The organism is Pseudonocardia sulfidoxydans NBRC 16205, from assembly GCF_007989085.1.
Lineage (GTDB): Bacteria > Actinomycetota > Actinomycetes > Mycobacteriales > Pseudonocardiaceae > Pseudonocardia > Pseudonocardia sulfidoxydans.
In genome coordinates this window covers 66,661-91,628 of sequence record NZ_BJVJ01000009.1, presented here as the reverse complement: position 1 = coordinate 91,628, position 24,968 = coordinate 66,661, and the positions used below count along the sequence as shown (strand labels likewise).

Below are 24,968 nucleotides of genomic sequence, written 5' to 3'. Positions count from 1 at the left end.
GCCTACGCTCGGACGCATGCCCGTTGCCGCGCGCCGCCTCACCGAGTTCAGCCACGGCGGGGGGTGCGCCTGCAAGCTCGCCCCCGGTCGGCTCGCCGACGTCCTCGCCCGCATTACACCCCCGTCGCACCCGGACCTGTTGGTGGGCACCGAGACCGGCGACGACGCGGCCGTCTGGCGCCTCGACGCCGACCGCGCGCTCGTCGCCACCACGGACTTCTTCACCCCGATCGTCGACGACGCCCGCACCTGGGGCCGGATCGCGGCGGTCAACGCGGTGTCCGACGTCTACGCGATGGGTGGACGGCCGCTGTTCGCGCTGAACCTGGTGGCGTGGCCGTCGGACGACCTGCCCGAGGAACTGCTCGCCGAGGTCCTCGCCGGTGGCGCGGACGCGGGCGCGGAGTGCGGGTTCGCCGTCGTCGGCGGGCACTCGATCGACGACCCGGAGCCGAAGTACGGGCTGGCCGTCGTGGGGGAGGTGCACCCGGACCGGGTACTCACCAACACCGGGCTGCGTGACGGCGACGCGCTCGTCCTCACCAAGCCGCTGGGGGTGGGGATCGTGTCGTCGGCGGTGAAGGGCGGGGTCGCCCCGGCCGACGTCGCGGCGGCCGCGGTCGCGTCGATGACCACGCCGAACGCCGCGGCGTCGGTGGCCGCGCTCGCGTCGGGCGCCACCGGCTGCACCGACGTCACCGGGTTCGGGCTGCTCGGGCACCTCAAGAAGATGGCTGCGGCGTCCGGGGTGGACGCGACGGTCGACGTCGACGCGGTCCCCGTCGTCGAGGGTGCGCGGGAGCTGCTGGAGTCCGGTGTCGTCCCGGGTGGGACGCGGCGCAACCGCGACTGGACCGCCGACGTCGTCGACGCGGGGGAACGGTCCGAGCACGAGCGGCTGCTGCTCGCCGACGCCCAGACCTCGGGCGGTCTGCTGTTCGGCGCCGCGCCGGGTGCGGCCGCGGAAGCCGTTGCGGCGCTGCAGGAACAGGGTCTGCGCGCGGCGGTCGTCGGCCGGGTCACCGCCGGGACCGGACTCATCCGCCTGACGTGACCCTGTGAGTGGCAATAGTCGCTATAGCGACTATTGCCACTCACAAGGGTCGTTCTGTTCATCAGATCGTCGACTTCGTCCTGCAGCGTCCCTGGTCGCCCACCACGAGCGGACCAGGAGCTGAGGACGAGATGACCGAACTGTCCCGACGCAACTTCATCCAGCGCACCGCGGCCGTCGGCGCCGGTGTGCTGCTCATCGGCAGCGTCGACGCCCTGCAGGCCACGCCCGCGTCCGCCGCGCCCGGCAAGCCCCTGGGCTACGGCCCGCTCGTCGCCGACCCCGCGAAGCGCCTCGCGCTGCCCGCCGGGTTCCGGTACACGATCGTCACCGAGGCCGGCCGGACCACGCTGGAGTCGGGCGAGCCCACGCCGCGCAACCACGACGGCACCGGAGCGTTCCGGGCCCGCGGCGGCGGCACCGTGCTCGTCACCAACCACGAGATCCGCGAGCCGTGGGGCACCGAACTGCCCGTCCCACACGTCGACGGCCTCGTCTACGACCCCGCCGCGGCCGGCGGCTGCACGATCGTCGACGTGCGTCGCGACGGCGGCCGGACCCGGGAACGGGTCGGCGTGGCCGGCACCGCCACCAACTGCGCCGGCGGCCGGACGCCGTGGGACACCTGGCTGACCTGCGAGGAGATCGACGTCCTTGCCGGCAAGGACGGCTTCACCAAGGACCACGGGTACGTCTTCGAGGTCGACCCGTTCGACGACCGCGCCAACCGCGACCCGCGGCCGATCATGGCCCTGGGCCGGTTCGAGCACGAGGCCGCCGCCGTCGACCCCCGCTCGGGTGCGATCTACCTGACCGAGGACTCGGCGACGCCCAACGGCCTGCTCTACCGCTGGACCCCGCCGCGCGGCTACACGGGCGGCAGGGGTGCGCTGCGCCGGCTCGGCCCGACCGACGGCGTGCTCGCCGCGTTGCGCGCCACCGACGGCGCCGGCGCACACGTCGACGACCTGTCGCGCGCGTCGGCGATCGGCACCGTCTACGAGGCGGACTGGGTGAGCGTGCCCGACCGCGACGGCCGCGCCACGCCCACCCGCTCCCAGCTGGGTGACGGCGACGTCACCCGGGCCCGCAAGCTGGAGGGCGCCTGGTGGGGTTCACGGGGTGGCGCGGAGGGTGCCTTCGTCGTGTCCAGCTTCGCCCGCGAGGAGAGCCCGGTCCAGCACGACGGGCAGGTGTGGTTCCACGACCCGGAGCGGGGCACGCTCACCCTCGTCCTGCGGCTCGCGGTCAACCCCGATCCGACCGTCGACGGCGCGTTCGACGGCCCCGACAACATCAGCGTCTCGCCCTACGGCGGCGTGATCCTCGCCGAGGACGGCGCGGGCGTGCAGCACCTGTTCGGCGCCACCGACGACGGCCGGACGTTCCCGTTGGCGCGCAACGAGATCGGCGACGTCGAGTTCACGGGGCCGGTGTACTCGCCGGACCGGAAGACGCTGTTCGCCAACATCCAGGAGCCGGGGATCACGTTCGCGATCACCGGGCCGTGGCGCCACCAGCGCTGAGCGCGCCGGGTCGTGAGCGGCGATAGTCGCGATAGCGACTATCGCCGCTCACAGGGTCTGGAGGCAGGCCGCGGTGGCCAGCAGGAGGGGTTCGCTGGCCGGGCGGCCGACGAGCTGCACCGGCACCCGGGCGGCGCCCCACCTGACCGGCACGACCAGCGCCGGGAGCCCGGCCAGGTTCCAGGCCTGCGTGTAGGGCACCGGGACGGGGCGCGACCCGCGCATCGCCGGCGCCCGGGACCCGACAGCGGGCAGCACGAGGACGTCGTAGCGGCCACCGTCGAGCCAGCCCGCCATCCGGTCGCGCCACGTGTGCACGGTGCCGGGGACGACCCGTTCGCGGCGCAGGTCGCGACGCCCGCGCCGCACCACGGCGGACGTTCGCCTGCCCAGTTCACCGTCGTCGATCTGGAGCGAGGCGGCCTCCTGCGCCACACCAGCGCGCCAGCGCCGCGTCCACTCCCGGCCGAGGCCGGACGGGTAGGGCGGGTCGGCGTCGACGGCCTGCACGCCCAGCTCGGTGAACCGGCGGGCGGCCTTGCGGACGGCGTCGTGGTGCGCGGGGTCGAGCTTCCCCCGACCCGACGGGCTGGCCGTCGAGACCGCGACCCGCCGCGGGATGCCCACCGCCGCGAGGTCGCCGACCGTGACGCCCGACAGGGCTTCGAACAGCAGCGCGACGTCGGCGGCGGTGCGGGCGACCAGGCCTGTCTCGGCGAGCCCGAACCAGCGCTCCTCGGCACCGCCCGGCAGTGGTAGCGCCCCGTGCCCGGGCTTGAGGCCGACCTGCCCGCACCAGGCCGCGGCCAGCCGCACCGACCCGCCGCCGTCGCGGCCCAGCGCCAGCGCCGTCATCCCGGCGGCGACCGCGGCCGCCCCGGCACCGCAGGGGTTCGACGCCGGCAGCGCGATGTCGACGGGACCACCCGCCCCGGGTGCCATCCGGGTGAAGCCGCACACGCCGAGCTCGGCGGTCCTGGTGCGCCCCAGCACGATCGCGCCCGCCGCACGCAGGCGCCGGACGAGCGCGTCGTCGCGCATCGCGGGCTCGTCGGGACGGTCGCCGACCACACCGTGCCCGGTGGGGACCCCGGCGAGCGCGACGTCGTCCTCCACCGCGACCGGGACCCCGGCCAGCGGGAGCGCGAAGCGGTCGGTGCGGGCGTCGATGCCGCTGGCCTCCGCGCGCACCCGCTCGGGATCGACCGCGCCGAACGCGCCCACCCGGGCGTCGACGGCGGCGATGCGGGTCAGGTGGGCGTCGGCGACGTCGGCGGCGGTGGCGTCCCCGTCGCGCACCCGCGCGGCGATCGTCGACGCGTCGGCGCCCGCGAGCCCGGACATGTCCGGGCCGGCACGGTCGGAGAGCGTGCTCGCCATCGGCTCACTCTGACATCCGCGCCGGTCGCCGCCGTACCGACCCGCCGCAACCACGCCGAAGTCGATCACCACGACACCGTCTGTTCACCCGTACGGCCGCTTCACGGCGCGCACGGCGGGCCGGATGGCGGAGGCGGACGGGAATCGAACCCGCCTGACCGAGATGCTCGGCCACGTCGGTGTTGAAGACCGCGGGGGCCACCAGGCACCCAGACGCCTCCACGGCGCCACCGACCGTCAGGCCGTGGGGCGCAACGCCTCCGGCACACCGTCGGCCGTGTCGAACAGGCCGAGCAGGCCGGTGGCCTCCAGGGCGCGGGTGACGATCCGGGACCCGCACACGAGCGTGAGCCGGCGGTCCTGCTGCTGCGCGTCGTCCTTGGCCGCGACGAGCGCCGCGAGACCGGCCGAACCCAGGAACGTCACCGACGACAGGTCGAGGACCAGCAGGTTCGCCGTGGGCAGCTTGTCGGCGATGCGTTCGGACAGCATCGGTGCCGTCAGCGTGTCGACCTCGCCGCTGACATGGAGGACGACCGCCCCGTCGCCGTGCTCGACGGCGTCGAAACGGATGACCTCGGCGGTGGGCTCGCCGACCTCGTCGGCAGGTCCGCCCGTCTCACCGTTCATGCGCACCGTCGCTCCTCGGGCTCTCCGGACAGGTGACGCGGACTGTTGTTCTCAACCGCGCGCCAACCCTACGACCCGCCCGGAGCGCCACACAACACGGCCCCCGGGCACGCCGGGACGACCCGTCGGCGGGGTGGTCCCCACCGCCGCTGGGTGTGCTCGCCACACCCCGGACCGGCCGGGCAGCATGATCGGCCCGGACGGCCTGCGCGGGCAGAGTCCACCTCGTCACCGGGACGGCAGCAGAGCCGGGCCGGGACTCCCCGACGAGGAGCACCGAGATGAGCGTCCCGACCCTGCCCGACGCCACCCGCCACGCCACCGACGCCACCACCGATCGGATGCCGACGGTCGAGTTCCTGCCGGAGTTCCCGTCACCGCGCCACGTGGCCCGGCCCGTCCCGGCCCCCGTCGGCGCGAGCGTCCCCGTGTCGCGCGCCGGTGCCGGCCCCGGACGCACGACCGCCGCCCGGACCCCGAGACTCGGCCGCCGGGCGCTGCGCCGCGAACAGGACGCCACCCTCCTCGCGCCGCGGCGCCGCTACAGCCTCGTCGCGCGGATGCTGTTCGCGACGATGGACCTGCTCTACGGACGCCGCCGCACCATGGAGAAGTTCCAGGTCCTGGAGATCGTCGCCCGTATCCCGTACCAGATCTGGGAGAACGCGGCCTACCGCGCGCTGACGCGGCGGCACCGCGACATCGGTGTGGCGAACCGCATCCGCGAGCGCATCGAGGAGAACCGCGAACAGCAGGACAACGAGCAGTGGCACCTGCTCATCACCGCCGAGCTCGTGGCGCAGAGCGGCCGGAAGCTGGGCGGGTTCCGCTACCGCTTCCTGCCCTGGCTCATGGCCGTCGGCTACTACCACACCTCCTGGCTGCTGTTCGTCCTCGCGCCGCGCTGGAGCTACCGCCTCAACGCCGACTTCGAGGACCACGCCGAGCACGAGTACGCCCAGTTCGTCGCCGAGAACCCCGGGTTCGAGCACCGGGCGCACGGCTCCGTGGTCGCCGCGCAGTACGGCGCCCTGGACTCGCTGGCCGACCTGCTGCGCCAGATCGGGCACGACGAGCGGATGCACAAGCAGGAGTCGGAGCGCTACCTGCGCGAGGACACGCTCGGCTGACCTTGTCGGTGCGGCAGGGAATGATCACGAACAGGACAGCACGTCGGAACGGGCACCGGGTAACGGATCCGGGGCCCGTTCCGACGATTCGGACGTCGCCCGGGGTCGGGCGCGTGGTCGGGGATGTGGTGGTGGCGGTGAGCGCGAGCTACGAGGCGACGGCGCGGGCGGGCGACGCCCCGCTACCCGACGCCGTCCCGGAAACGGCCCCCGGCCCCGGCGCGCCCCCGCCCGAGCTCGTCGTCCGCGGCCTGCGCAAGACCTACGAGGCCGAGACCGCCCCCGTGCGGGCGCTGCGGGGGGTCGACCTCACCGTCGGGCACGGCGAGTTCGTCGCGCTCATGGGCCCGTCGGGCAGCGGGAAGTCGACGCTGCTGCACCTGCTCGCCGGCCTCGACCGGGCCGACGAGGGATCGGTGACGCTCGCCGGGGTCCGCACCGAGGAGCTCGGCGCTGCCCGGCTCGCCCGGCTGCGCCGCCGCCACGTCGGCCTCGTCTTCCAGTTCTTCCACCTCATCGACCACATGTCCGCGCTGGAGAACGTCGCGCTCGCCGCGCTCGTCGCCGGCGCGAAGCCCGCCGAGGCCACCGAACGGGCCCGTGACCTGCTCGACACCCTCGGCCTGCTGGAGAAGCAGGGGGAGCGGCCGGCCGCCCTGTCCGGTGGGCAGCGCCAGCGCGTCGCGATCGCCCGCGCCCTGGCCAACCGGCCCACCCTGCTGCTGGCCGACGAACCCACCGGCGCGCTCGACTCCGACGGCGCCGCCGAGGTCCTCGACCTGTTCACCCGCCTGCACCGCGACGGGCAGACCATCCTGATGGTCACCCACAGCGCCGACGTCGCCGGTGGCGCACAACGGATCGTCCGGATCCGCGACGGGGTGCTGCTCGACGCCGACACCTCCGGGGAGCCGTCGTGATCCGCGCCGCGTCCGCCGCGCCGGGCCGCCGCGCCCGCCGGTCCCTGCTGCTGTCCGGGCTCGTCGTCGGCATCGGGATCGCGTCGGTCGCCGTGTGCGTCGGCCTGCTGCGCGGCGGCCCGCCGCTGTGGGTGTCGGCGCTGCTGGCCGCCGCCCCGATCGTGATCGCCGTCCTCGCCGGGTTCAGCGCCCGCGCCCGCCGCGCCAGCACCACCGTGCTCGTCGCCGCGGCCGACTTCGCCGGCCTCGCCGTGGCCGTCGACGCCGGGCTCGTGCTCACCCTGCTCGCCCTCGGCAAACTGCCGTCGGGCGCCCAGCAGGACCTCGTGAACCCGGCCCTGCTCGGCATGCTGCTCGTCGCCACCCTCGCCGGGCCGCTGGGCCGCCGCGCCGGCCGCTCGGCGCGCATGTCGCTGCTCGGCACCCGCCGCTCACCCGACGAGCTGCTCGCCGACTTCGCCGAACGCGCCGGCCGCGGCACCCCCGTCGACGACCTGCTGCGCCGCCTCGCCGAGACCATGCGCCGCGACTGGCGCCTGTCCTGCGTCCAGATCTGGACGGGTGTCCCCGACGCCCCCGGCCTGCACCGGGGCCTCGTCGTCCCCGAACCCTACGAGGACACCGCGCCCCCGCCGCCGCTCGACGCCACCGAGATGGCCACCCTCGAACGCGCCGGCGTCGCCGGGCCGGGCTGGCTGCGGCTGTGGCTGCCCCGGCTGATCGCCGACCACGACACCGCCGCCACCACCACCCAGCTGCGGCTCGCCCCCGCCGTCCACGGCGGCCGGGTGCTCGCGCTCGTCGTCGTCGAACGTCCCGTCGACGCCGACCAGTTCACCGCCGCCGACGAACGTGCCCTCGCCGAGGTCGCCCGCCGGCTCGCGATCGTGCTGCGCAACCGAGCCCTCGACGAGGCCCTCCAGGCCACGCTCGCCGACCTGCGCCGCTCCAACGCCGACCTGCAGGCCTCCCGCGGCCGCCTCGTCCGCACCGCCGACGCCGAACGCCGCCGCATCGAACGCGACCTCCACGACGGCGCCCAGCAGCACCTCGTCGCGCTCGCCGTCGGGCTCCGGCTGGTGCGCGACAGCCTGTCCGAGGCCGGCAGCACCGGTGCGGCCAACCTGGAGCTGCTCGACGAGCTCGACGCCGGGGTGCGCGAGTCCATCGAAGAGCTGCGCAACCTCGCCCACGGCATCTATCCGCCGCTGCTGCGCGACTCCGGGCTCGACGAGGCCCTGCGCGCCGCTGCCAAGCGCAACCCGCTCGACGTCACCGTCGCCGCCCAGGGCCTCACCCGCCACGGCGAGCAGCTCGAGGCCGCCGTCTACTTCTGCTGCCTCGAAGCGCTGCAGAACGCCGCCAAGCACGCACCGGAGGCGAGCGTCGTCGTCACCCTCGAGGAGGACGACGACGAGCTGCGCTTCGCCGTCGTCGACACCGGGCCGGGCTGCGACGTCGACAACATGGCCGCCGGTGCCGGCATGCAGAACATGGCCGACCGGCTCGGCGCCATCGGCGGCACCCTCGAGCTCAGCTCCGCCCCCGGCCGCGGCACCACCGTCAGCGGCCGGGTGCCGCTGCACACCGTCGCGCCGGTGACGACCGTGACCGGGCCCGTCACCGTCCCTGCCCGCATCCCCGCGACCGCCCCACGGCATGGGTGACGCGTTCGGCGCGATCCGCGCCGTCGCCCGCGCCGAGCTCCGCGTCGGCTGGCGGGCGACGCTGCTCATGGCCCTGGTGTTCGGGCTCGTCGCGGGCATCGTCCTCGGCGGCATCGGGCTCGCCGGGCGCACCGCCACCGCCTACCCCCGCCTCGTCGACGCCGTGCACCTCGACGACGCCCGCGCCCTCGTCGCCGCCGACCAGCCCCAGCTCGCCGCCGCCGTCCCGTCCCTGCCCGCCGTCGCGCAGGCCCGCACCGACGAGGCCTGGATCGCCCAGCTCGACGGGCCCGCCCTGCGGTTCGTCTCCATCGGCGCCCCCACCACCGAGCACGAGGCCCTCGTCGACCCCGTGATCATCGACGGGCGCGCCCCCGCCCGCGACGCCCCCGACGAGATCATCGTCAGCGAACCCCTCGCGCAGAGCAGCGGACTCGGCGTCGGCGCCACCGTCACCCTCGGGATGCTGACGCTCGACCAGGTCTCCCGGTTCGACGTCGGCTTCGGCCCGCCCGCCGGCCCCACCACGACCGTGCGCGTCGTCGGGATCGCCCGCATGCCCTCGTGGGGCGGAGCGCTGGCCAACGTCCAGGCCGGGCCGGCGTTCGCCGCGAAGTTCCTGCCCGACATCGTCGGCTACTCCATCTACGTGCGGTTCACCCCCGACGCCGACGCCGCCCAACGGTTCGGCGCCGCCTTCGCCCGCACCGCCGCCGTCGTCGACCAGATCTCGCCGTCGGTCGTCTCCCAGTACCTGCCGCACAGCGTCGAGCTGCCCAGCGCCACCGTCGACCCGTCCGTCCGGGCCGCCGAACAGGTCCTCGTCGGCGGACTGATCCTGTTCGTCGTCGTCCTCGCCCTCGGCGGGCTGCAGGTCCTCGGCCAGAGCATGCTGCGCCACCACAGCGCCCGCGGCGGCACCCAAGGCGTCGAGTCCGCCCTCGGCATGCGCGCGAGTGAACGCACCGCCGCCCGCGCCCTCGCCGCCGTCGGAGCCGCCGTCGTCGCCGGGATCGTCGCCGGTGGCGTCGCGCTCGCCTCCGGCTGGCTCGAACCACTCGGCAGCCAGGCACGGTTCGAACCCACCCCCGGGTTCCGCCCCGTCTGGGCGCTCGTCGTACTCGGCGGCATCGGCACCGCCGTCGTGTTCCTGCTCGTCGTCGCTGCGGCCGCCGCCATCGCCGGCCGCCGCCGCGCCGCCGTCGTCCCCCCCGTCCGCGCCGCCGCGATCAACCCCTTCCGGCGCTGGCCCGCCGCCGTGCTGGGGATGCGGCTCGCCATCCACGGACGCGTCGGCCGCGGCGGTGTGCCCGCCGTCGCGACAGTCGTCGCCGCCTCACTCGCCATGGCCGGCGTCGTCGCCGCCGTCGCATTCGGGGCCAGCCTGCAACGCCTCGTCGACACCCCCGCCCGCTACGGGCAGGCCGCCGACCTCACCATCGTCGACGCCCGCGAACCCGACGTCGCCCGGCTCGTCGCCGACCCCCGCGTCGCCGCCCTCGACGTCGGCGCCGCCGGCTCGGCCGAGCTCGCCGACGGCGACGCCGTCGAGGTCGCCAGCCGCGACGTCCGCAAAGGACACATGCCCATCGCCGTCGCCGGCGGCCGCATGCCCGCCGCCCCCGACGAGGTCGCCGTCGGCCCGCGGCTCGCCTCACGCCTCGGGGTCGACGTCGGCGACACCCTCGAGGTCCGCCGCGTCCACGGCGGCACCGTCGTCCTGCGGATCGTCGGCAAGGCCGTCCTGACCTCACAGAACCAGGGCGGGATCGGGGACGGCGTCGTCGTCACCCCCGACGTCATGCGCGCCATCACCCCCGGCCAGCCCCTCTACGACGCCGCCGTCCTCGCCGTCCCCGGCACCGCCGACGCCCTGTTCGCCGAGCTCAGCCAGGGCCTCGAGGTGTTCCAACGGGAGGTGCCGACGGCAGTCGGCAACCTCGCCGACCTCGTCACCCTCCCCGAGCTGCTCGCGCTCGTGCTCGCCGTCGTCGCCGGCGCCGGACTCGTCCACGCCCTGCTCACCTCCGGTCGACGACACGCCCGCGAGGTCGCCGTCCTGTCCGTCCTCGGCGCCACCCCCGGACAGGTCCGCGCCACCCTCGCCGTCATGGCCGCCACCACCGTGCTGCCCGCCCTCGTCATCGGCGTCCCGCTCGGGCTCGGCGCCGCCCGCGTCCTGTGGTGGCAGCTCGCCACCGCCACCGGCGTCGCCGGCGACCTCGCCGTCCCCGGCCGGCTCCTCGTCGTGATCGTCCCCGCCGTCCTCGCCGGCGCTCTGCTGCTGTCGCTCGCCCCCGCGGCGCGCGCCGCCCGCACCCCTCCCGCCGTGGCGCTCGCGACCGGCTGACCCGGCTGTCCGCCTCACCGACGGGGTGTGGAAAACCGCACCCTCGACCAGCGGGAACGCGCCCCCGCACCCGCCAGGTCCCAACCTCGAACCGGATCCCCTCCGGGCGGCATCGTTCTCGATGTCAGCACCGAAGCCCCGCTCGGTCGAGGAAGGACCCCCACCATGGCACTGCGCACCCTGTCCCGCGCCGCCACCGTCGGCGCCGTCGCCGTCGCCGCCGCACTCATCGGCGTCGCACCCGCCATGGCCCAGACCTCGGCACCACCCGGGTCACCCCAGGCGGCGACCGCCACCGAGAAGACCGCCGCCGCCGTCCGCCCCGCCATCACCTACCTCACCAGCACCTTCACCGGCTACGTCGCCGACGAGACCGGCACCTTCTTCAACAACGGCGCCCCCTACCAGCTCGCCACCACCTGCACCGGCTTCGGCGTCAACCCCAACGGCTACGTCGCCACCGCCGGCCACTGCGTCGACACCACCACCGCCCAGGGCATCAAGTCCGAGTTCGTCCTCGCCGCCGCCCAGCAGGTCGTCGCCGCCATCCCGGGCGTCGACCTCGCCACCGCCTACCAGTACGGCATGGCCAACTGGACCGTCGAGGGCGCCACCAAGGGCTCACCCATCGACGCCCAGATCTCCGTCATCACCGGCTCGACCACCAACGCCGACGCGCTACCCGCCCGCGTCGTCGACTACCGGCCCCTCGACCAGGGCGACGTCGCCCTCCTGAAGGTCGAGACCACCGACCTCCCGAGCGTCGAGCTCGCCACCGACGCCGACGTCCAGATCGGCACCCCCGTCCTGTCCATCGGCTACCCGGCCAGCGCCGACGCCGTCACCGACGCCAGCCTCGAACCGTCCAACAAGGACGGCCAGGTCAGCTCCAAGAAGACCCTCGGCACCGTCCCCGTCTACGAGACCAGCGCCGCCCTCTCCGGCGGCATGAGCGGCGGCCCGACCGTCGGCCTCGACGGCCGCGTCATCGGCGTCAACAGCTTCAAGCCGGCCTCGGAGTCGCAGGCCTTCAACTTCATCGCACCCTCCAACGGCCTCTCGGAACTGCTGTCGCGCAACGGCGTCCGCAACGAGCTCGGCCCGGAGGACAAGAGCTTCCGCGCCGCCCTCGACGCCTACTACGGCGGCCACTTCAACGACGCCATCGCCGGCCTCGACAAGCTCCTGCAGGTCCACCCGAACCACGCCCAGGCCACCCAGTTCAAGACGCTCGCCGCCAAGGCCCGCGACAAGTTCGGTGACACCCCCGTCGCGCCGCCCGCCGCCGAGGGCATGTCGCCGATCCTGATGTGGTCGCTCATCGGCGGTGGCGCGGTCGTCGTCATCGGTGGTGCGCTGACGATGGTCCTGGTGTCGCGCAAGCGCCGCTCCGGCGGCTCGGCCCCCGCGTTCGGCGGCGGCAACCCCGACCTGCCCGTCGGCGGTCCCGGCTACCCGCAGCAGTACCCGATGCAGCAGTACCCGATGCAGCAGTACCGCCCCGCGCCGCCGCAGGGCTACCTCCCGGCCCCGATGCAGCCCGCTCCGGCCCAGCCCGCTCCGGTCCAGCCTGCTCCGGTCCAGCCTGCTCCGGTCCAGCCGGTGAGCCCGCCGGTCGGTTTCCCGGTCGTCGCCCCGCAGCAGGGCTGGCAGCAGGACGGCGCGCTCTACCGCCCGGCCCCGCCGGCCCCCGCCGAGGCGACCTTCGACCCGGGCGCGACGACGGTCGTCGTCGACAACCCGGCCCCGGCCGGCTGCGCCACCTGCGGCACGACCCTGGCCGCCGACGCCGCCGCCTGCACCACCTGCGGCCGTCCCCGCGGCTGACCGCAGCCGCACGACCCGACCCGAGGGGCCGGCCGGACACCCGGCCGGCCCTTCACCGTCGAGGCCGGTTGCGGAGCCGACGCCGAGACCGACACCAGTGCTGTCGGGGCGCCTCGGAACAGCACTCACGTCGGTCTCGGCGCGGACTCCCACGCTCCGGGGGAGGGTGCGCCGGCGGAGTCAGGGGGGCCGCGGTCGGGATGCGTGGAACGCTGATCGGTGCGAGGCTTCCCCTGACGTCGCGCGGCATGTTGGGCGAGCGTCGACCGCACAGGGCGCGCACCGACGGGACGAGGCGAGCGCGGTGACGCGGAACGTCACGCCGCTCGCCCTCCACAGCGACATCGAACGTGGCATCAGCGCGGTGGGGCGGCTCTGATGACACGTTCGTCGGCCGAGGTCGCGCCGAGGGTGTCGTCAGCGCTGCCATGCGACGCGTGCAACACGTTCGCTTGTCGGGCCCGGCAGCCCAGGGAGCCGTGCGCGAGTGGGCTGCCTGCTTCCGCGCGGAGCTCATATAGCCCGACGAAGGCGGGCCGGGCCGGACTCATGCGCACTTGCTCGAGTGCGCAACCTCATTGCTGCGGATCCGGCCTCTGGGCAGCAGTGACGTTGCGCGCGGGGTGTGGCGCGCAACTTCACGGTCGTCGGAGGGGCAAGTCGGAGCAGTGGAGTTGCGCGCGGCTACACGGTCGCTCCCGTTGGTCGTTCGGCCCGACACGACGTGTTCGCGCGCGGTGCCGGACACGTTACGGGCTGTCAGGCGCCTCGGAGAGCGATCGGTACGGCCCCGGCGCCGGACGTCAGGGCTGGACGTCGCCCTGCCGGTGGCCGACGACGCCGGGACCGAGCGATCTACTCGATCACGAGTTCTGCAGGTAGACGAGCACGGCGCTGACGCGGCGGTTGAGGTCGCGCTCCTCGGAGAGGCCGAGCTTGGAGAAGATCGAGTTGGTGTGCTTCTCGATGGCGCGCTCGGAGAGGACGAGGGCGGCGGCGATGGAGGCGTTCGACTTGCCCTGCGCCATCTCGCCGAGGACCTCGAGCTCGCGGGGGGTGAGCTTGTCGAGTTCGGAGGGCTTGGCGCGCTGGGCGGCGACGAGCCCTTCGATGACGGTGGGGTCGATGACGGAGCCGCCGTCGGCGACGCGGTGGATTGCCTCGTTGAGCTCGGCGCCGTCGGCGACGCGTTCCTTGAGGAGGTAGCCGCGGCGGGCGGTGCCCTCGGCGAGGAGCTTGAGCGCGTAGGCGGCCTCGGCGTACTGGCTGAGCAGGATGACGCCGGTGTCGGGGTTGCTGGTGCGCAGGTCGGCGGCGAAGGAGATGCCCTCGTCGGTGTTGGTGGGGGGCATCCGGATGTCGGTGACGACGACCTGGGGCTTGTGTTCGTCGACGAGCGCGCGCAGCCCGGGGAGGTCGGCGGCGGAGCCGACGAGTTCGAGGTCGTCGTCGGCGCCGACGAGCCTGACCAGCCCGTGGCGCAGCAGCGCGTTGTCCTCGGCCAGAACCACACTGATCGTCACACCCCCAACTGTAGGGAAGCCTCCGTGGGGAGGCAGGTGTGGTGGCCACACCCTGAGGGGTCGGGTGCGGCGCACCCGGGACAGGCATGGCTGCAGGGTCGGGCGGGAGCTGGTGCGGCGGCAGGGTTGTCGTCGACAGATCGGCGAACCGAAGGAGCTCACGATGACCGCCACGGCCCTCACCACGAACACCCCGACCGTCGCCGCCGCGGCGGCCGGCCCCGGCTCCTCGACGGGCCCCGAGATCGCTCCTGCCACCGGGTTCCGCCGCCGCGCCGTCGGCGCGGTCGCGATCGTCGGCGGTGTGCTGACGGCGGCGGGTTTCGCGGCGACGGTGTGGGAGGCGAGCGGGTCGAAGGCCGACTACCTGGCGTCGCTGGTGTCGGATCCGTTCCGTAGCCAGCTGGCGGCGGTGTTGCTGCATTTCGGGTACATGGCGTTCATCCCGGTGCTGGTGGTGTTCGCGGCGATGACGCGGCGGCGTTGGCGGGTGGGCGGGACGATCGGGATCGGGTTGTCGGCGATCGGCGCGCTGGCGTTGCCGGGCTTGTTGGTGACGGACTTCTACGACATGGCGATGCGTCAGACGTTGCCGGTGGACATGGCGGTGCGGGCGTCGGATGCGGCGCAGGAGCTGCCGTTGGGGGCGCTGGTGGGTGGCCCGTTCATCATGGTGATGTTCGTCGGTTTCCTGGTGGCGACGGTCGCTGCGTGGCGTGCGGGGTTCGCGCACTGGCTGATGGCGCTGCCGCTGGTCGTGGGCGTCGCCCTGCCGATGGTGTTCGACGTCGACCCGATCGCGAACATCGTGTCCGGCGCCTGCCTGGGGTTGTTCCTGGTGTCGGTGGGGGTGGCGGCGCTGCGGATGAGCGACGCCCAGTGGGTCACGGGGCGCAGGGACGCCTGACGCCGAGGGGCTCCCCCGTGAGTGGCGACTGTCGCCGCTCACGGGGGCGTTTTACGGTTCACCCATGGGTGAGGGTGCCGACCGGCCACGTGCCGGGATCGTGGTGACGGGCAGCGAGCTGCTCACGGGGGCGATCAGCGACGCGAACGGGCCGTGGCTGGCGCGGGAGCTGGCGGGTCTGGGGTTCGAGGTCGCGCACGTCGTGGCGGCGGGGGACCGGCCGGACGACCTGATGCGCGCGTTGGAGTTCCTGGCCGGGGCGGGGGTGGCGCTCGTCGTCACCAGCGGTGGGCTGGGCCCGACGGCCGACGACCTGACGGGCGAGGTGGTGGCCGGGTTCGCCGGGGTGGATCTGGTGCCCGACGAGGCGATGCGGGTCCGGATCGAGGAGATCCTGGCCGACTGGGGCGCCCGGACGGGCTTCGCGGGTCCGGCGTTGGACGAGGCGACGCGTAAGCAGGCACTGGTCCCACGGGGCGCGACGGCGTTGCCGCCGGTGGGGACGGCGCCGGGGCTGGTGGTCGATCGGCCGGGTGGCCCGCTGGTGGTGGTGCTGCCGGGGCCGCCGCGGGAGCTGCAGGGGATGTGGCCGGCGGCGGTGGCGGCGCCCGCGGTGAAGGACCTGTTGTCGACGGTCCCGCCGGCGAACGCGCGGCTGCTGCGGTTCTTCGGGCTGCCGGAGTCGGAGATCGCGGCGACGTTGCGCGAGGTCGGGGAGTCCCGGGACCTGTCGGGTGTCGAGGTGGGGACGTGTCTGCGGCACTCGGAGCTGGAGGTCGATCTGCGGGCACGGCCGGGTGCGGAGGCGGTCGCCGAGGAGCTGGCGGGGCTGATCGTGGAACGCCATGCCCGCAACCTGGTGTCGGCGGAGGGCGCGACGGTCGACGAGCTGGTGGCGCAGGCGTTGCTGGGCAAGGGTTTCACGGTCGCGACGGGGGAGTCCTGCACGGGCGGCCTGCTGGCGGGGCGTCTCGTCGACAGGGCGGGGTCGTCGGCGTATGTGGCGGGCGGGGTCGTCGCCTATTCGAACGAGGCGAAGACGGCGCTGCTCGGTGTGCCTGCCGAGATGATCGCGACGCACGGGGCGGTGTCGCCGGAGGTGGCGCGAGCGCTTGCCGACGGGGCGCGGGATCGCTTCGGCGCCGACGTGGGCGTGGGGATCACGGGTGTCGCGGGTCCGGGTGGCAGTACGGAGGCGAAGCCGGTGGGCTACGTCTGCTTCTGCGTGACGACGGCCGACGGCACGGTCCTGGCGCGCGATCCGCGGCTGCGGGGGAGCCGGGCCGACATCCGGGAGCGCTCGGTGGACACGGCGATGCACCTGATCCTGCGCGCGGTGGCCCCCCGGGGCGCGTGAGGGGGTCGTGAGTGGCGATGGTCGCTATAGCGACCATCGCCACTCACAGGGCATGCGAAAGGGCCGGTGGTCGCCCCAGCGAACCACCGGCCTTCCGGATGGCGACGGCCCCCGCCGTCGCCGAGGTGTGTCAGCGCCCCTGCTGCACACCCGAGTTGGTGTTGTTGGCCGCCCCGGCGTTCTGCGACTGGGCGCCGAGGACGTTGAGGAGGTTGCCGACGTTCAGCGCCGGCGAGACGTCGGCGGTGATGCCGATCAGGTTCGGGCCCTGCACGGCGGTCTGGTCGCCGCGGTCGTGGCCGCCGCGCTGGTGGCGCCCGCCGCGGCGGTCGTCGTCGCGGTCGCCACGCTCGTGACGGCCGGAGGCGACCTGCTGGATGCCGGAGTTGGTGTTGTTGTCGGCGACGGCGTTCTGGGTCTGGCTGCCGCCCACGTTACCGATGTTGCCGATGTTCGCGGCGGGGTTGACGCCGACGAGCGCGGAGACGACGTCGCCGGCCTGGAAGGCGCCCTGGCCGCGGCCGTCGCCGCAGCCGAACTGCTGGATGCCGGAGTTGGTGTTGTTGTCGGCCACCGCGTTCTGGGACTGGGTGCCGAGGACGTTGAGGATGTTGCCGACGTTGAGCGCCGGGTTCACCGCGGCGGTGACGTCGGCGAGGCCGCCGCCCTGGGCGGCGGCCTGCGAGGTGTCGCAGTCGTTGTCGCGGGCGCCACCGTTGTTGCCCCCGCCGCCGTTGCCCCCGCCGCCGTTGCCCCCGCCGCCGTTGCCCCCGCCGTCGTGACCGCCTCCGTTGTGGCCGCCGCCGTGCCCGTGCCCGCCGTGACCGTGGCCGCCGCCGTGTCCGTGGCCGCCGCCGTGGTGGCCCCCGTTGCCACCGTGACCGTTGTCGCCCGCGAAGGCGACGCCCGGGACGCCGAGGACCAGCGGCAGGGCGACTACGGCACCGACGGCGGCGCGGCGAGCGGTCTTGGTGATCTGCATCCGACGTTCTCCTCGTGATCTCGCATCACCGGTCGTCCCGCGTCCGTCCGTTCGTCCACTGTGGACGAACGTGGGAGTTCGGTGCCGCGGTCGGGTCCGGTGGGGGATGGGCGGTGAGCATCACCGCGTCGATCACTCCAACGAGGGCCACTCGAAGGGGTTACGAATTTTGGCTCGCTATGAGCCAGGTCACATGGTGAGGCCGAAAAACGGATATATCCCACCGTATCCGACACAGATAGTGACGCTCGATCGCGCGCTTACTTACAGAAGGTGATGCTCGCCCACGCTCAGGGCGCGCGAGATTCCGCGTGCCGTGGCGCGGACGGCGGGCACGAACGAATGCGGGTTCGTCCCGTCCGCGGGGACCACGACGGACAGTGCTGCGGCCACCTCACCGTTCGGCCCCCACACAGGGGCGGCGACGCTCAGCGAGATGAGCTCGATCTGCCCGTCGCTGATCGCCACCCCGGTGGTGCGGACGTCGGCGAGCATCCGGCGCAGCTCGGCCGGGTCGCACACCGTCTTGTCCGTGTACCGCCGCAGCGGCGCCGCGAGCACCCGCTCCCGCAGCTGCGGGTCGGCGTGGGCGAGCAGCACCAGCCCGACGCCGGTGGCGTGCAACGGCAGCCGTCCGCCGACGCGGGTGAACACGTGTACCGACGACCGGCCCGAGAGCCGTTCGACGTACACGACCTCGGTGCCGTCGAGGACCGCGAGCTGGATGTTCTGCCGCGTCACCTCGTAGAGGTCCTCGAGGAACGGCATCGCGGTCTCCCGCAGCCCGAGGCTGCGGGGAGCGAGCGCGCCGACCTCCCACAGCCGCAGGCCCACGTGGTAGCGGCCGTCGTCGCCGCGTTCGAGCGCGCCCCACACCGTCAGCTCGCCGACGAGCCGGTGCGCCGTGCTCAGCGGCAGCCCCGCGCGGGCGGCGAGCTCGGACAGCGTGAGCCGCGGCCGGTCGGCGCTGAACGCCGCCAGCACGTCGAGGACCCGCGCGGTCACCGTCGGCACGTGCCCATCCTTCCGTTCAGTGGAAGCATGGTCGAGTCGGGAGCGCACGCGGGGGAGGCTCGGGCGGATGCGGACCCAGGTAGGGATCGTCGGCGCCGGGCCCGCCGGACTGTTGCTGTCGCACATGCTCGCCCGCCGCGGCGTCGACTCCGTCGTGGTCGAGGCCCGCAGCAGGTCCCACGTCGAGCAGCGGGTGCGCGCGGGTGTCCTGGAGCACCCGACGGTCGAGCTGCTGCGCGCCGAGGAGGTCGGCGACCGGATGGACGCGCAGGGCATGCCGCACGACGGCATCTCCCTGCTCTTCGACGACGCGCTGCACCACATCGACTTCGCCGACCTCGTGGGCCGCGGGATCGTCGTCTACGGGCAGCAGGAGGTGGTCAAGGACCTGATCGCCGCCCGGCTGCGCGACGGCGGCACCGTCGAGTTCGAGGCCGCGGACGTCGCCCTGCACGGACTCACCACCGACCGCCCGTCGATCACGTTCACCGACACCGCCGGCATCGTCCGCGAGATCGAGTGCGACGTCGTCGCCGGCTGCGACGGCTTCCACGGCGTGAGCCGCCGCGCGTTCGCGCCGACGGTCGTCGAACGCACCTACCCGTTCGGCTGGCTCGGCATCCTCGCGAAGGCCGCCCCGACCCGCGACGAGCTCGTCTACGCGAACTCCGACCGCGGGTTCGCGCTCTACTCCATGCGCAGCCCCGAGATCACCCGCCTCTACCTGCAGGTCCCCGCCGACGAGGACGCCGCCCGCTGGTCCGACGCCCGGATCTGGGACGAGCTGGGCGCCCGGCTGGCCGGGATCCCGGTCAACGAGGGCCCGCTGCTGGAGCGGCCGTCGGTCACCGGGATGCGCAGCATGGTCGCCGAGCCCATGCGCCACGGCAGGCTCTTCCTCGCCGGCGACGCCGCGCACATCGTCCCGCCCACCGGTGCCAAGGGCATGAACCTCGCGATCGCCGACGTCGCCGTCCTCGCCGACGCGCTGGAGGACCTGTTGCGGCGCGGGTCGTCGAGGGGTGTCGACGCCTACTCCGCGACGTGCCTGCGTCGCGTGTGGCGGGCGGAGCAGTTCTCGTCGTTCATGACGTCGATGCTGCACCGCTACGGGCCCGACTCCGAGCACGGCGACGCGTTCGGCCGCGCCCTGCAGCTGTCGCAGCTGCGCTACACGGCGTCGTCGCGGGCCGCCGCGACGAGCCTGGCCGAGAACTACACCGGACTGCCGCACGGAGGGCCCGCGTGACCCGTTTCCCGCCCCCGCCCGACGGCACCCACCCGCCGCTGGGTTTCGCCGGCTACCGCAGCACCACGCTGCGGGCGCCGTCGCAGCCACCGGTGGTGTTGGCGCACCGGCTCACCGAGGTCACCGGCCCGCTGCTGGGTGCCGACCGGGTCGGGCCCACCGACCACGACCTCACCTCCCAGCACGCCGGCGAGCCGATCGGGCAGCGGATCGTCGTGTCCGGGCGGGTCCTCGACTCCGACGGCCGCCCGGTACCGGACACACTCGTCGAGATCTGGCAGGCCAACGCCGCCGGCCGCTACGCCCACGCCCGCGACAACTGGCCCGCCCCGCTCGACCCCAACTTCACCGGCGGCGGCCGCGTCATGACCGACTCGTCGGGCACCTACTCCTTCACGACGATCCGCCCCGGCGCCTATCCGTGGGACAACCACCACAACGCCTGGCGTCCCGCGCACATCCACTTCTCGCTGTTCGGGACGTCGTTCACGCAGCGGCTCGTCACGCAGATGTACTTTCCCGACGACCCGCTCTTCGGTCAGGACCCGATCTTCAACTCCGTGCCCGACGCCGCGGCGCGGCAGCGGATGGTCTCGCGCTTCGACCTCGCCGCCACACGCGCCGAATGGGCGCTCGCCTTCACCTGGGACATCGTGCTGCGCGGCCGGGAGCAGACCCCGTTCGAGGAGCCCCACGATGACTGACCGGCTCGGCCTCACCCCGTCCCAGACCGTGGGACCGTTCCTGAGCCTGGGCCTGCCCTGGCCCGACGGTGCCGACGTCGTCGACGACGACACCCCCGACGCCATCCGCATCGGCGGCATCGTGTTCGACGGCGCCGGGGAGCCGGTATTCGACGCCGTCGTCGAGACCTGGCAGGCCGACCCTTCCGGGGGGTTCGACCACCCGGACTCCCCGACCGGCACGACCTTCCGCGGGTTCGGCCGCTGCCCCACCGACGGCGACGGGCACTGGGAGGTCCGCACCCTCAAACCCGGACCCGTCGACGGCCAGGCCCCGCACGTCGACGTCAGCGTCTTCGCCCGGGGGCTGCTCGACCGCGTCGTCACCCGGATCTACTTCCCCGACGAGGCCGACGCCAACGCCGCCGACCCCGTCCTCGCCACCGTTCCCGCGGAGCGCCGCGCGACCCTCGTCGCCGTCGACACGGGACTCGGTGACCTGCGCTTCGACATCAGGTTGCAGGGCGAGGGCGAGACGGTCTTCTTCACGGTCTGAGCCACCCCGGCCGGTGGGATCGGTCACGTCTCACAGGTGATCCACAGCTCGTACCGAGCGTGTGTCGACGCCGGGATGGGAAAACTGTCGTAGACAGTTGAAACCGGTAGGAGGGCACGATGGCGAACGGTGTGGTCGAACAGGGTGGACGCGGACTGCGTCTGCACCTGCCGACGCCGGCGCCCGCCCTCACCCGTCGCATCGAGTGGCTGCGGCTGCGCCACCCGACGTTCGTGCAGCTGGCCCGGTTCGCCGTCGTCGGCGGCGCCGGGACGGCCCTCAACGCGCTGATCTACCTCGCGCTGCGGTCGTGGATGTCGCCCGTCCCGGCCAACGTCGTGGCCCTGCTGCTGAGCACCGGCCTGACGACGGAGCTCAACCGCCGCTTCACCTTCGGCGGCGCCACCGCCCACCGGCTCCGCGCCTCGGTGCAGGACCTGATCACCGTCGTCTTCTACGCCTTCTACTCCTCGGGCGTGCTCCTGCTGCTGGAGTGGCTGGTCCCGACCGTGACGCAGTGGGAGGAGGCGCTGGCCGTCGCCGGCGCGAGCGTCCTCGGCGGGCTCATGCGTTTCCTCGCGATGCGGTACTGGGTGTTCGCCCCCGCCCGTTCGGCGGGCCCACCGAGCCTGTGAGTGGCGATAGTCGCTCCAGCGACTATCGCCACTCACAGGTCGCCGGAGGCGACACCCCAGAGGTCGAGGAGGGCGGCGCGGCGGGCCGGGCGGTCGAGGCCGCGCAGGTCGGCCACCCCGCGTTCGGTCACCACGACCTCCACGTCGTGCGAGGCCGTCGTGACCGGGCGCGACAGCCGCGACACCAGGGTCGGACGCTCGCGGTGCCGGCTCGCCAGCGCGATCACCGACAGCCCGCCGACACAGCGCGCCCCGGCGGCGGCGAAGTCGGGGTGCCCGCCGATGAGCCCGGTGGTGCGTGAGCCGATGCCCTCGACGTTGACCTGCCCGTCGACGTCGATCTCCAGCGCGGCGTTCAGGGCGACCAGCGGCGGGAGGTCGGCGGAGGAGAGCCGGCCGACGTCGTGGGTGACCTCGACGGGGTGCAGGAGCCGGCGACCGTCGGCCCACTCGTGCAGGCGCCAGGTGCCGATCAGGTAGGCACACACCGGATCGTCGAGGAGGAGCCCCGCGGCGTCGAGGTCCACGACAGGTTCGGGCAGCAGCCCCGAGTCGACGCGCACCGGCACCCGCAGCGCCGACACCATCGCCGCAGCGAGCCGGCCGGGGCCCACCTGGACGCGCGCCCCCTCCGGCACGAGCCCGGCGACGTGGTCGGCGATCGCCGCGTCGACAGGTGTGGGTGCGGGAGTGGGGATCTCCGCCGGCCCGGCGGACGTCGACGCGACGACGGTGATCGCGGCGTCGGGGAGCGGCGGGCCGGCGTCGGCGTGCGGGGCGGTGCGCGACAGCAGCGCGGCGACGGGGATGCCCGCCTCGATCAGCCGCCGCGCCCAGCCCGCGTCACCGGCCATGCGGAAGCCGTCGCGGTCGCGGACGAGCGTCGCGACGACGAGGTCGGGTCGCAGCGGCCCGGCCAGCAGCGACGGCACCGCCGACAGCCGTGACGGCGCGAACCGGACCGTCCCGGCGTCGATGTGCTCCCGCAGCGCGGGCCCGCCCGCGATGCACACGACATCGGCGAACGCGGTCGGATCGAGGTCCGGGGCGGGGGCGGGGTGCCAGCCCACGACGAGCCGGACACCGCCGGCGGCGGCCGCCGCAGCCGACAGCGGCGCGTGCAGTGGATGCGGGGTGCTCGTGCCGTCGGCCAGCGCGATGCGCATACCCGGACGGACGAGATCGGTGAGGGCGACGTCGGCCACCGCCCGATTCGATCACAGCGGGGGCGCCGGGCGGGGCCTAGATTCGGAGACATGGCTGACACCGGCGCGTTCGTCCGCGCCCCGCTCGGAGTGCAGGAACGGATCACGGCCGACGGGTCGTCGCCGTGGCCGGTGGAGGCGGGCCGCTACCGGCTCGTCGTGGCGCGGGCGTGCCCGTGGGCGAACCGCACCGTCATCGTGCGGCGGCTGCTCGGGCTGGAGGACGCGTTCTCCATGGGGATCGCGGGCCCGCTGCACGACGAGCGCAGCTGGCGCTTCCACAACGACCCCGGGAACACGGACCCGGTGCTGGGCATCGAGTACCTCGGCGAGGCCTACCGCGCCGCTGACCCCGACTACTCCGCGGGCATCACCGTGCCGGCGATGGTGGAGGTGGCGAGCGGGAAGGTCGTCAGCAACGACTTCGCCAACATGACGCTGGACTTCTCCACGCAGTGGACGGCCTTCCACCGCGACGGCGCCCCCGACCTGTACCCGCAGCCGCTGCGTGCCGAGATCGACGAGGTCGCCGAGGGCATCTACCACGACGTCAACAACGGCGTCTACAAGTGCGGGTTCGCGACGACCCAGGAGGCCTACGACAAGGCCTACGCCGCGCTGTTCAGCCGGCTCGACCTGCTGGCCGACCGGCTCGCGACCCGTCGCTACCTCGTCGGCGACACGATCACCGAGGCCGACGTCCGGCTCTGGGTGACACTCGTCCGCTTCGACGCCGTCTACCACGGCCACTTCAAGTGCAACCGGCAGAAGCTGTCGGAGATGCCGGTGCTGTGGGCGTACGCCCGCGACCTGTTCCAGACCCCCGGCTTCGGCGACACCATCGACTTCGCGCAGATCAAGCAGCACTACTACGGCGTGCACCACCAGGTGAACCCGTCCGGCGTCGTGCCGCTGGGCCCGGACCTGCGCAACTGGCTCGACCCGCACGACCGCGCCGAGCTCGGGGGCCGCCCCTTCGGCGACGGAACCCCGCCCGGCCCGGTCCGCGAGGGGGAGCGGGTTCCCCCGGTGAGCTGACAGCACGAGCACCTGGGACCATCGAGGGTGATGTCCTCGCGCCGATCGCCCCGCAGCCTGCGCACCGTCGTCCCGGTTCTCGTCGGGTTGATCGCGGGCTCGGTGCTCGCGGGGGTGGGGGTGGCGGCCACCGGCGCGGGTGGCGGGCCGAGCCTGACGTCGCAGGTCGTGTCGACGACCCCGTCGTCGTCCGCCGGTGCCGCACCGACGAGCGAGGCCCCGGCCGGGTCCACGTGCGTCCCGATGGTCGCGGCCATGTCGACGCGCGACCGGCTCGCGCAACGCGTCATGGTCGGCGTCGACCCGTCGAACCCGGCCTCGGTCGTCGCCACGGTGAAGGCCTCGCACGTCGGCGGCATCTTCATCGGTGGCAACGCCACCGCCCTGCTGCGCAACGACGCGCTCGCTGCCGTGCAGAAGGCGTCGCCGGTGCCGGTGACCGTCGCGGTCGACGACGAGGGCGGCCGCGTCCAGCGCATCGACGACCTCGACGGATCCCTGCCCAGCGCCCGCACCATGGCGAGGACGACGACGCCCGAGCAGGTCCGCGCGATCGCGAAGAAGCGCGCCGAGCAGCTCAAGGCCCGCGGCGTGACCCTCGACTTCGCCCCCGACGCCGACGTCAGCGACCAGCCCACGAACGCCGTCATCGGCGACCGCTCGTTCTCGAACGACCCCGCCGTCGTCACCCGGTACGCGCAGGCGTTCGCGCAGGGCCTGGAGGACGGCGGGATCGTCGGGACCCTCAAGCACTTCCCGGGGCACGGTCACTCGACGGGCGACTCGCACAAGGGCCGGGTCAGCGTGCCGTCGCTCGACCAGCTGCGCAGAGCCGACCTGCTGCCCTACGCCGATCTCGTCGGCCCCGGCAAGCCGTTGCACGGCACCCGGATCGCGGTGATGGTCGGCCACCTCGACGTCCCCGGCCTGACCACCGACCTGCCCTCGTCGCTGACCCCGGCCGTCTACCAGCTGCTGCGCGACGAGTACGGGTTCGACGGGATGGTCGTGACCGACGACCTCGGCGCCATGAAGGCCATCTCCGGGCAGTTCACGGTCCCGCAGGCCACGGTGAAGGCGCTGGCGGCGGGCGCGGACGTGGCGCTCTCGTCGGACATCACCTCACCGGGCCCGGTGCTCGACGCCCTGGAGAAGGCGCTGGCCGCGGGCACGATCACCCCCGCCGACAACGACGCCGCCGTCGCGCGAATCCTGACGAACAAGGGCCTCTGCGGCTGACCCGCCCGCCTTCTGCACGAACGGCACAGTCGCGCAATTGAATGGCGCCACTGTGCCGTTCGTTCGCTCGGGCGGCCGCGCCCCGGAACGCACGAA

The 24,968-nt window shown here is 74.0% G+C and carries 21 protein-coding genes and 1 tRNA gene; 15 read left to right on the top strand and 7 right to left on the bottom strand.

Annotated elements, in window-relative coordinates; all coding sequences use genetic code 11:
• Positions 1-16: 16 nt before the first annotated feature.
• Positions 17-1,054: a selenide, water dikinase SelD gene (gene selD / locus PSU4_RS07210; RefSeq protein WP_147103859.1), complete on the top strand. Its 1,038-nt coding sequence runs from the start codon at positions 17-19 to the stop codon at positions 1,052-1,054.
• Between the two features lie 131 nt (positions 1,055-1,185).
• Entirely contained in the window at positions 1,186-2,580 is a 1,395-nt protein-coding gene (locus PSU4_RS07205; protein ID WP_147103857.1) for an alkaline phosphatase PhoX, read from the top strand.
• A gap of 48 nt (positions 2,581-2,628) precedes the next feature.
• Here PSU4_RS07205 and PSU4_RS07200 read toward each other — a convergent pair whose 3' ends face one another.
• The 3 genes from PSU4_RS07200 to PSU4_RS07190 all read right to left on the bottom strand — a co-directional run bounded on the left by PSU4_RS07200 (position 2,629) and on the right by PSU4_RS07190 (position 4,590).
• On the bottom strand, positions 2,629-3,960 hold the full coding sequence (locus PSU4_RS07200; RefSeq protein WP_147103854.1) for an amidase: 1,332 nt from the start codon (positions 3,958-3,960) through the stop codon (positions 2,629-2,631).
• A gap of 125 nt (positions 3,961-4,085) precedes the next feature.
• Positions 4,086-4,181, bottom strand: a tRNA-Sec gene (locus tag PSU4_RS07195).
• A gap of 16 nt (positions 4,182-4,197) precedes the next feature.
• Positions 4,198-4,590, bottom strand: coding sequence for an STAS domain-containing protein (locus PSU4_RS07190; protein ID WP_147103851.1), 393 nt, complete (start codon positions 4,588-4,590; stop codon positions 4,198-4,200).
• A 281-nt stretch (positions 4,591-4,871) separates the two neighbouring features.
• Here PSU4_RS07190 and PSU4_RS07185 point away from each other — a divergent pair, with 281 nt between their 5' ends.
• From PSU4_RS07185 to PSU4_RS07165, 5 genes are all read left to right on the top strand, one after another.
• Positions 4,872-5,720 (top strand): alternative oxidase, encoded by an 849-nt coding sequence (locus PSU4_RS07185; RefSeq protein ID WP_147103849.1) that lies wholly within the window; start codon positions 4,872-4,874, stop codon positions 5,718-5,720.
• 137 nt (positions 5,721-5,857) lie between these two features.
• Entirely contained in the window at positions 5,858-6,640 is a 783-nt protein-coding gene (locus tag PSU4_RS07180; protein WP_186816792.1) for an ABC transporter ATP-binding protein, read from the top strand.
• On the top strand, positions 6,637-8,307 hold the full coding sequence (locus PSU4_RS07175) for a histidine kinase (protein ID WP_147103843.1): 1,671 nt from the start codon (positions 6,637-6,639) through the stop codon (positions 8,305-8,307). Before PSU4_RS07180 ends, PSU4_RS07175 begins: the two co-directional genes overlap by 4 nt.
• On the top strand, positions 8,300-10,657 hold the full coding sequence (locus tag PSU4_RS07170) for an FtsX-like permease family protein (protein WP_147103840.1): 2,358 nt from the start codon (positions 8,300-8,302) through the stop codon (positions 10,655-10,657). The genes PSU4_RS07175 and PSU4_RS07170 overlap by 8 nt, the downstream gene beginning before the upstream one ends.
• A gap of 165 nt (positions 10,658-10,822) precedes the next feature.
• Positions 10,823-12,484, top strand: a complete 1,662-nt coding sequence (locus PSU4_RS07165) for a trypsin-like peptidase domain-containing protein (protein WP_147103837.1) — start codon at positions 10,823-10,825, stop codon at positions 12,482-12,484.
• A gap of 863 nt (positions 12,485-13,347) precedes the next feature.
• Here PSU4_RS07165 and PSU4_RS07160 read toward each other — a convergent pair.
• A complete protein-coding gene (locus PSU4_RS07160; protein WP_147103834.1) occupies positions 13,348-14,007 on the bottom strand; it encodes a response regulator transcription factor in 660 nt (219 codons plus the stop codon).
• A gap of 163 nt (positions 14,008-14,170) precedes the next feature.
• On the opposite strand from PSU4_RS07160, the gene PSU4_RS07155 reads away from it, so the two are divergent.
• Positions 14,171-14,914 (top strand): hypothetical protein, encoded by a 744-nt coding sequence (locus tag PSU4_RS07155; protein ID WP_147103831.1) that lies wholly within the window; start codon positions 14,171-14,173, stop codon positions 14,912-14,914.
• 64 nt (positions 14,915-14,978) lie between these two features.
• Positions 14,979-16,271, top strand: a complete 1,293-nt coding sequence (locus tag PSU4_RS07150; RefSeq protein WP_147103828.1) for a competence/damage-inducible protein A — start codon at positions 14,979-14,981, stop codon at positions 16,269-16,271.
• Between the two features lie 130 nt (positions 16,272-16,401).
• Here PSU4_RS07150 and PSU4_RS07145 read toward each other — a convergent pair whose 3' ends face one another.
• Positions 16,402-17,253: a hypothetical protein gene (locus tag PSU4_RS07145; RefSeq protein ID WP_147103826.1), complete on the bottom strand. Its 852-nt coding sequence runs from the start codon at positions 17,251-17,253 to the stop codon at positions 16,402-16,404.
• Between the two features lie 264 nt (positions 17,254-17,517).
• The gene (locus PSU4_RS07140) at positions 17,518-18,267 is read right to left on the bottom strand and encodes an IclR family transcriptional regulator (RefSeq protein WP_147103823.1); all 750 of its coding nucleotides are present in this window, start codon (positions 18,265-18,267) and stop codon (positions 17,518-17,520) included.
• 67 nt (positions 18,268-18,334) lie between these two features.
• Between PSU4_RS07140 and PSU4_RS07135 the strand changes: the two genes are divergently transcribed.
• The 4 genes from PSU4_RS07135 (at position 18,335) to PSU4_RS07120 (ending at position 21,390) form a co-directional block, all read left to right on the top strand.
• Positions 18,335-19,516, top strand: a complete 1,182-nt coding sequence (locus PSU4_RS07135) for a 4-hydroxybenzoate 3-monooxygenase (protein ID WP_147103821.1) — start codon at positions 18,335-18,337, stop codon at positions 19,514-19,516.
• On the top strand, positions 19,513-20,220 hold the full coding sequence (gene pcaH, locus PSU4_RS07130) for a protocatechuate 3,4-dioxygenase subunit beta (protein ID WP_147103818.1): 708 nt from the start codon (positions 19,513-19,515) through the stop codon (positions 20,218-20,220). Before PSU4_RS07135 ends, pcaH begins: the two co-directional genes overlap by 4 nt.
• Positions 20,213-20,755 carry a protocatechuate 3,4-dioxygenase subunit alpha gene (gene pcaG / locus PSU4_RS07125; RefSeq protein WP_147103816.1) on the top strand — a complete coding sequence of 181 codons (543 nt, stop codon included), beginning with the start codon at positions 20,213-20,215 and terminating at the stop codon, positions 20,753-20,755. Before pcaH ends, pcaG begins: the two co-directional genes overlap by 8 nt.
• A 119-nt stretch (positions 20,756-20,874) precedes the next feature.
• A complete protein-coding gene (locus PSU4_RS07120; protein ID WP_147103813.1) occupies positions 20,875-21,390 on the top strand; it encodes a GtrA family protein in 516 nt (171 codons plus the stop codon).
• Between the two features lie 32 nt (positions 21,391-21,422).
• Here the strand turns inward: PSU4_RS07120 and PSU4_RS07115 are convergent, their stop codons facing one another.
• Positions 21,423-22,595, bottom strand: a complete 1,173-nt coding sequence (locus PSU4_RS07115; RefSeq protein ID WP_246114984.1) for an acetyl-CoA hydrolase/transferase C-terminal domain-containing protein — start codon at positions 22,593-22,595, stop codon at positions 21,423-21,425.
• 51 nt (positions 22,596-22,646) lie between these two features.
• On the opposite strand from PSU4_RS07115, the gene PSU4_RS07110 reads away from it, so the two are divergent.
• Both PSU4_RS07110 and PSU4_RS07105 read left to right on the top strand, forming a co-directional pair.
• Positions 22,647-23,633: a glutathione S-transferase family protein gene (locus PSU4_RS07110; RefSeq protein WP_147103812.1), complete on the top strand. Its 987-nt coding sequence runs from the start codon at positions 22,647-22,649 to the stop codon at positions 23,631-23,633.
• 30 nt (positions 23,634-23,663) lie between these two features.
• On the top strand, positions 23,664-24,872 hold the full coding sequence (locus PSU4_RS07105) for a glycoside hydrolase family 3 N-terminal domain-containing protein (RefSeq protein ID WP_147103809.1): 1,209 nt from the start codon (positions 23,664-23,666) through the stop codon (positions 24,870-24,872).
• Positions 24,873-24,968: the final 96 nt, after the last annotated feature.

Excerpts from the sequence above, each read along its gene's own strand:
- PSU4_RS07170 (WP_147103840.1), top strand. The coding sequence starts at position 8,300 with ATGGGTGACGCGTTCGGCGCGATCCGCGCCGTCGCCCGCGCCGAGCTC.
- PSU4_RS07190 (WP_147103851.1), bottom strand. The coding sequence starts at position 4,590 with ATGAACGGTGAGACGGGCGGACCTGCCGACGAGGTCGGCGAGCCCACC.
- PSU4_RS07165 (WP_147103837.1), top strand. The coding sequence starts at position 10,823 with ATGGCACTGCGCACCCTGTCCCGCGCCGCCACCGTCGGCGCCGTCGCC.
- PSU4_RS07145 (WP_147103826.1), bottom strand. The coding sequence starts at position 17,253 with ATGCAGATCACCAAGACCGCTCGCCGCGCCGCCGTCGGTGCCGTAGTC.
- PSU4_RS07185 (WP_147103849.1), top strand. The coding sequence starts at position 4,872 with ATGAGCGTCCCGACCCTGCCCGACGCCACCCGCCACGCCACCGACGCC.
- PSU4_RS07150 (WP_147103828.1), top strand. The coding sequence starts at position 14,979 with ATGGGTGAGGGTGCCGACCGGCCACGTGCCGGGATCGTGGTGACGGGC.
- pcaG (WP_147103816.1), top strand. The coding sequence starts at position 20,213 with ATGACTGACCGGCTCGGCCTCACCCCGTCCCAGACCGTGGGACCGTTC.
- PSU4_RS07110 (WP_147103812.1), top strand. The coding sequence starts at position 22,647 with ATGGCTGACACCGGCGCGTTCGTCCGCGCCCCGCTCGGAGTGCAGGAA.
- PSU4_RS07105 (WP_147103809.1), top strand. The coding sequence starts at position 23,664 with ATGTCCTCGCGCCGATCGCCCCGCAGCCTGCGCACCGTCGTCCCGGTT.
- PSU4_RS07120 (WP_147103813.1), top strand. The coding sequence starts at position 20,875 with ATGGCGAACGGTGTGGTCGAACAGGGTGGACGCGGACTGCGTCTGCAC.
- PSU4_RS07155 (WP_147103831.1), top strand. The coding sequence starts at position 14,171 with ATGACCGCCACGGCCCTCACCACGAACACCCCGACCGTCGCCGCCGCG.
- PSU4_RS07135 (WP_147103821.1), top strand. The coding sequence starts at position 18,335 with ATGCGGACCCAGGTAGGGATCGTCGGCGCCGGGCCCGCCGGACTGTTG.
- selD (WP_147103859.1), top strand. The coding sequence starts at position 17 with ATGCCCGTTGCCGCGCGCCGCCTCACCGAGTTCAGCCACGGCGGGGGG.
- PSU4_RS07205 (WP_147103857.1), top strand. The coding sequence starts at position 1,186 with ATGACCGAACTGTCCCGACGCAACTTCATCCAGCGCACCGCGGCCGTC.
- PSU4_RS07200 (WP_147103854.1), bottom strand. The coding sequence starts at position 3,960 with ATGGCGAGCACGCTCTCCGACCGTGCCGGCCCGGACATGTCCGGGCTC.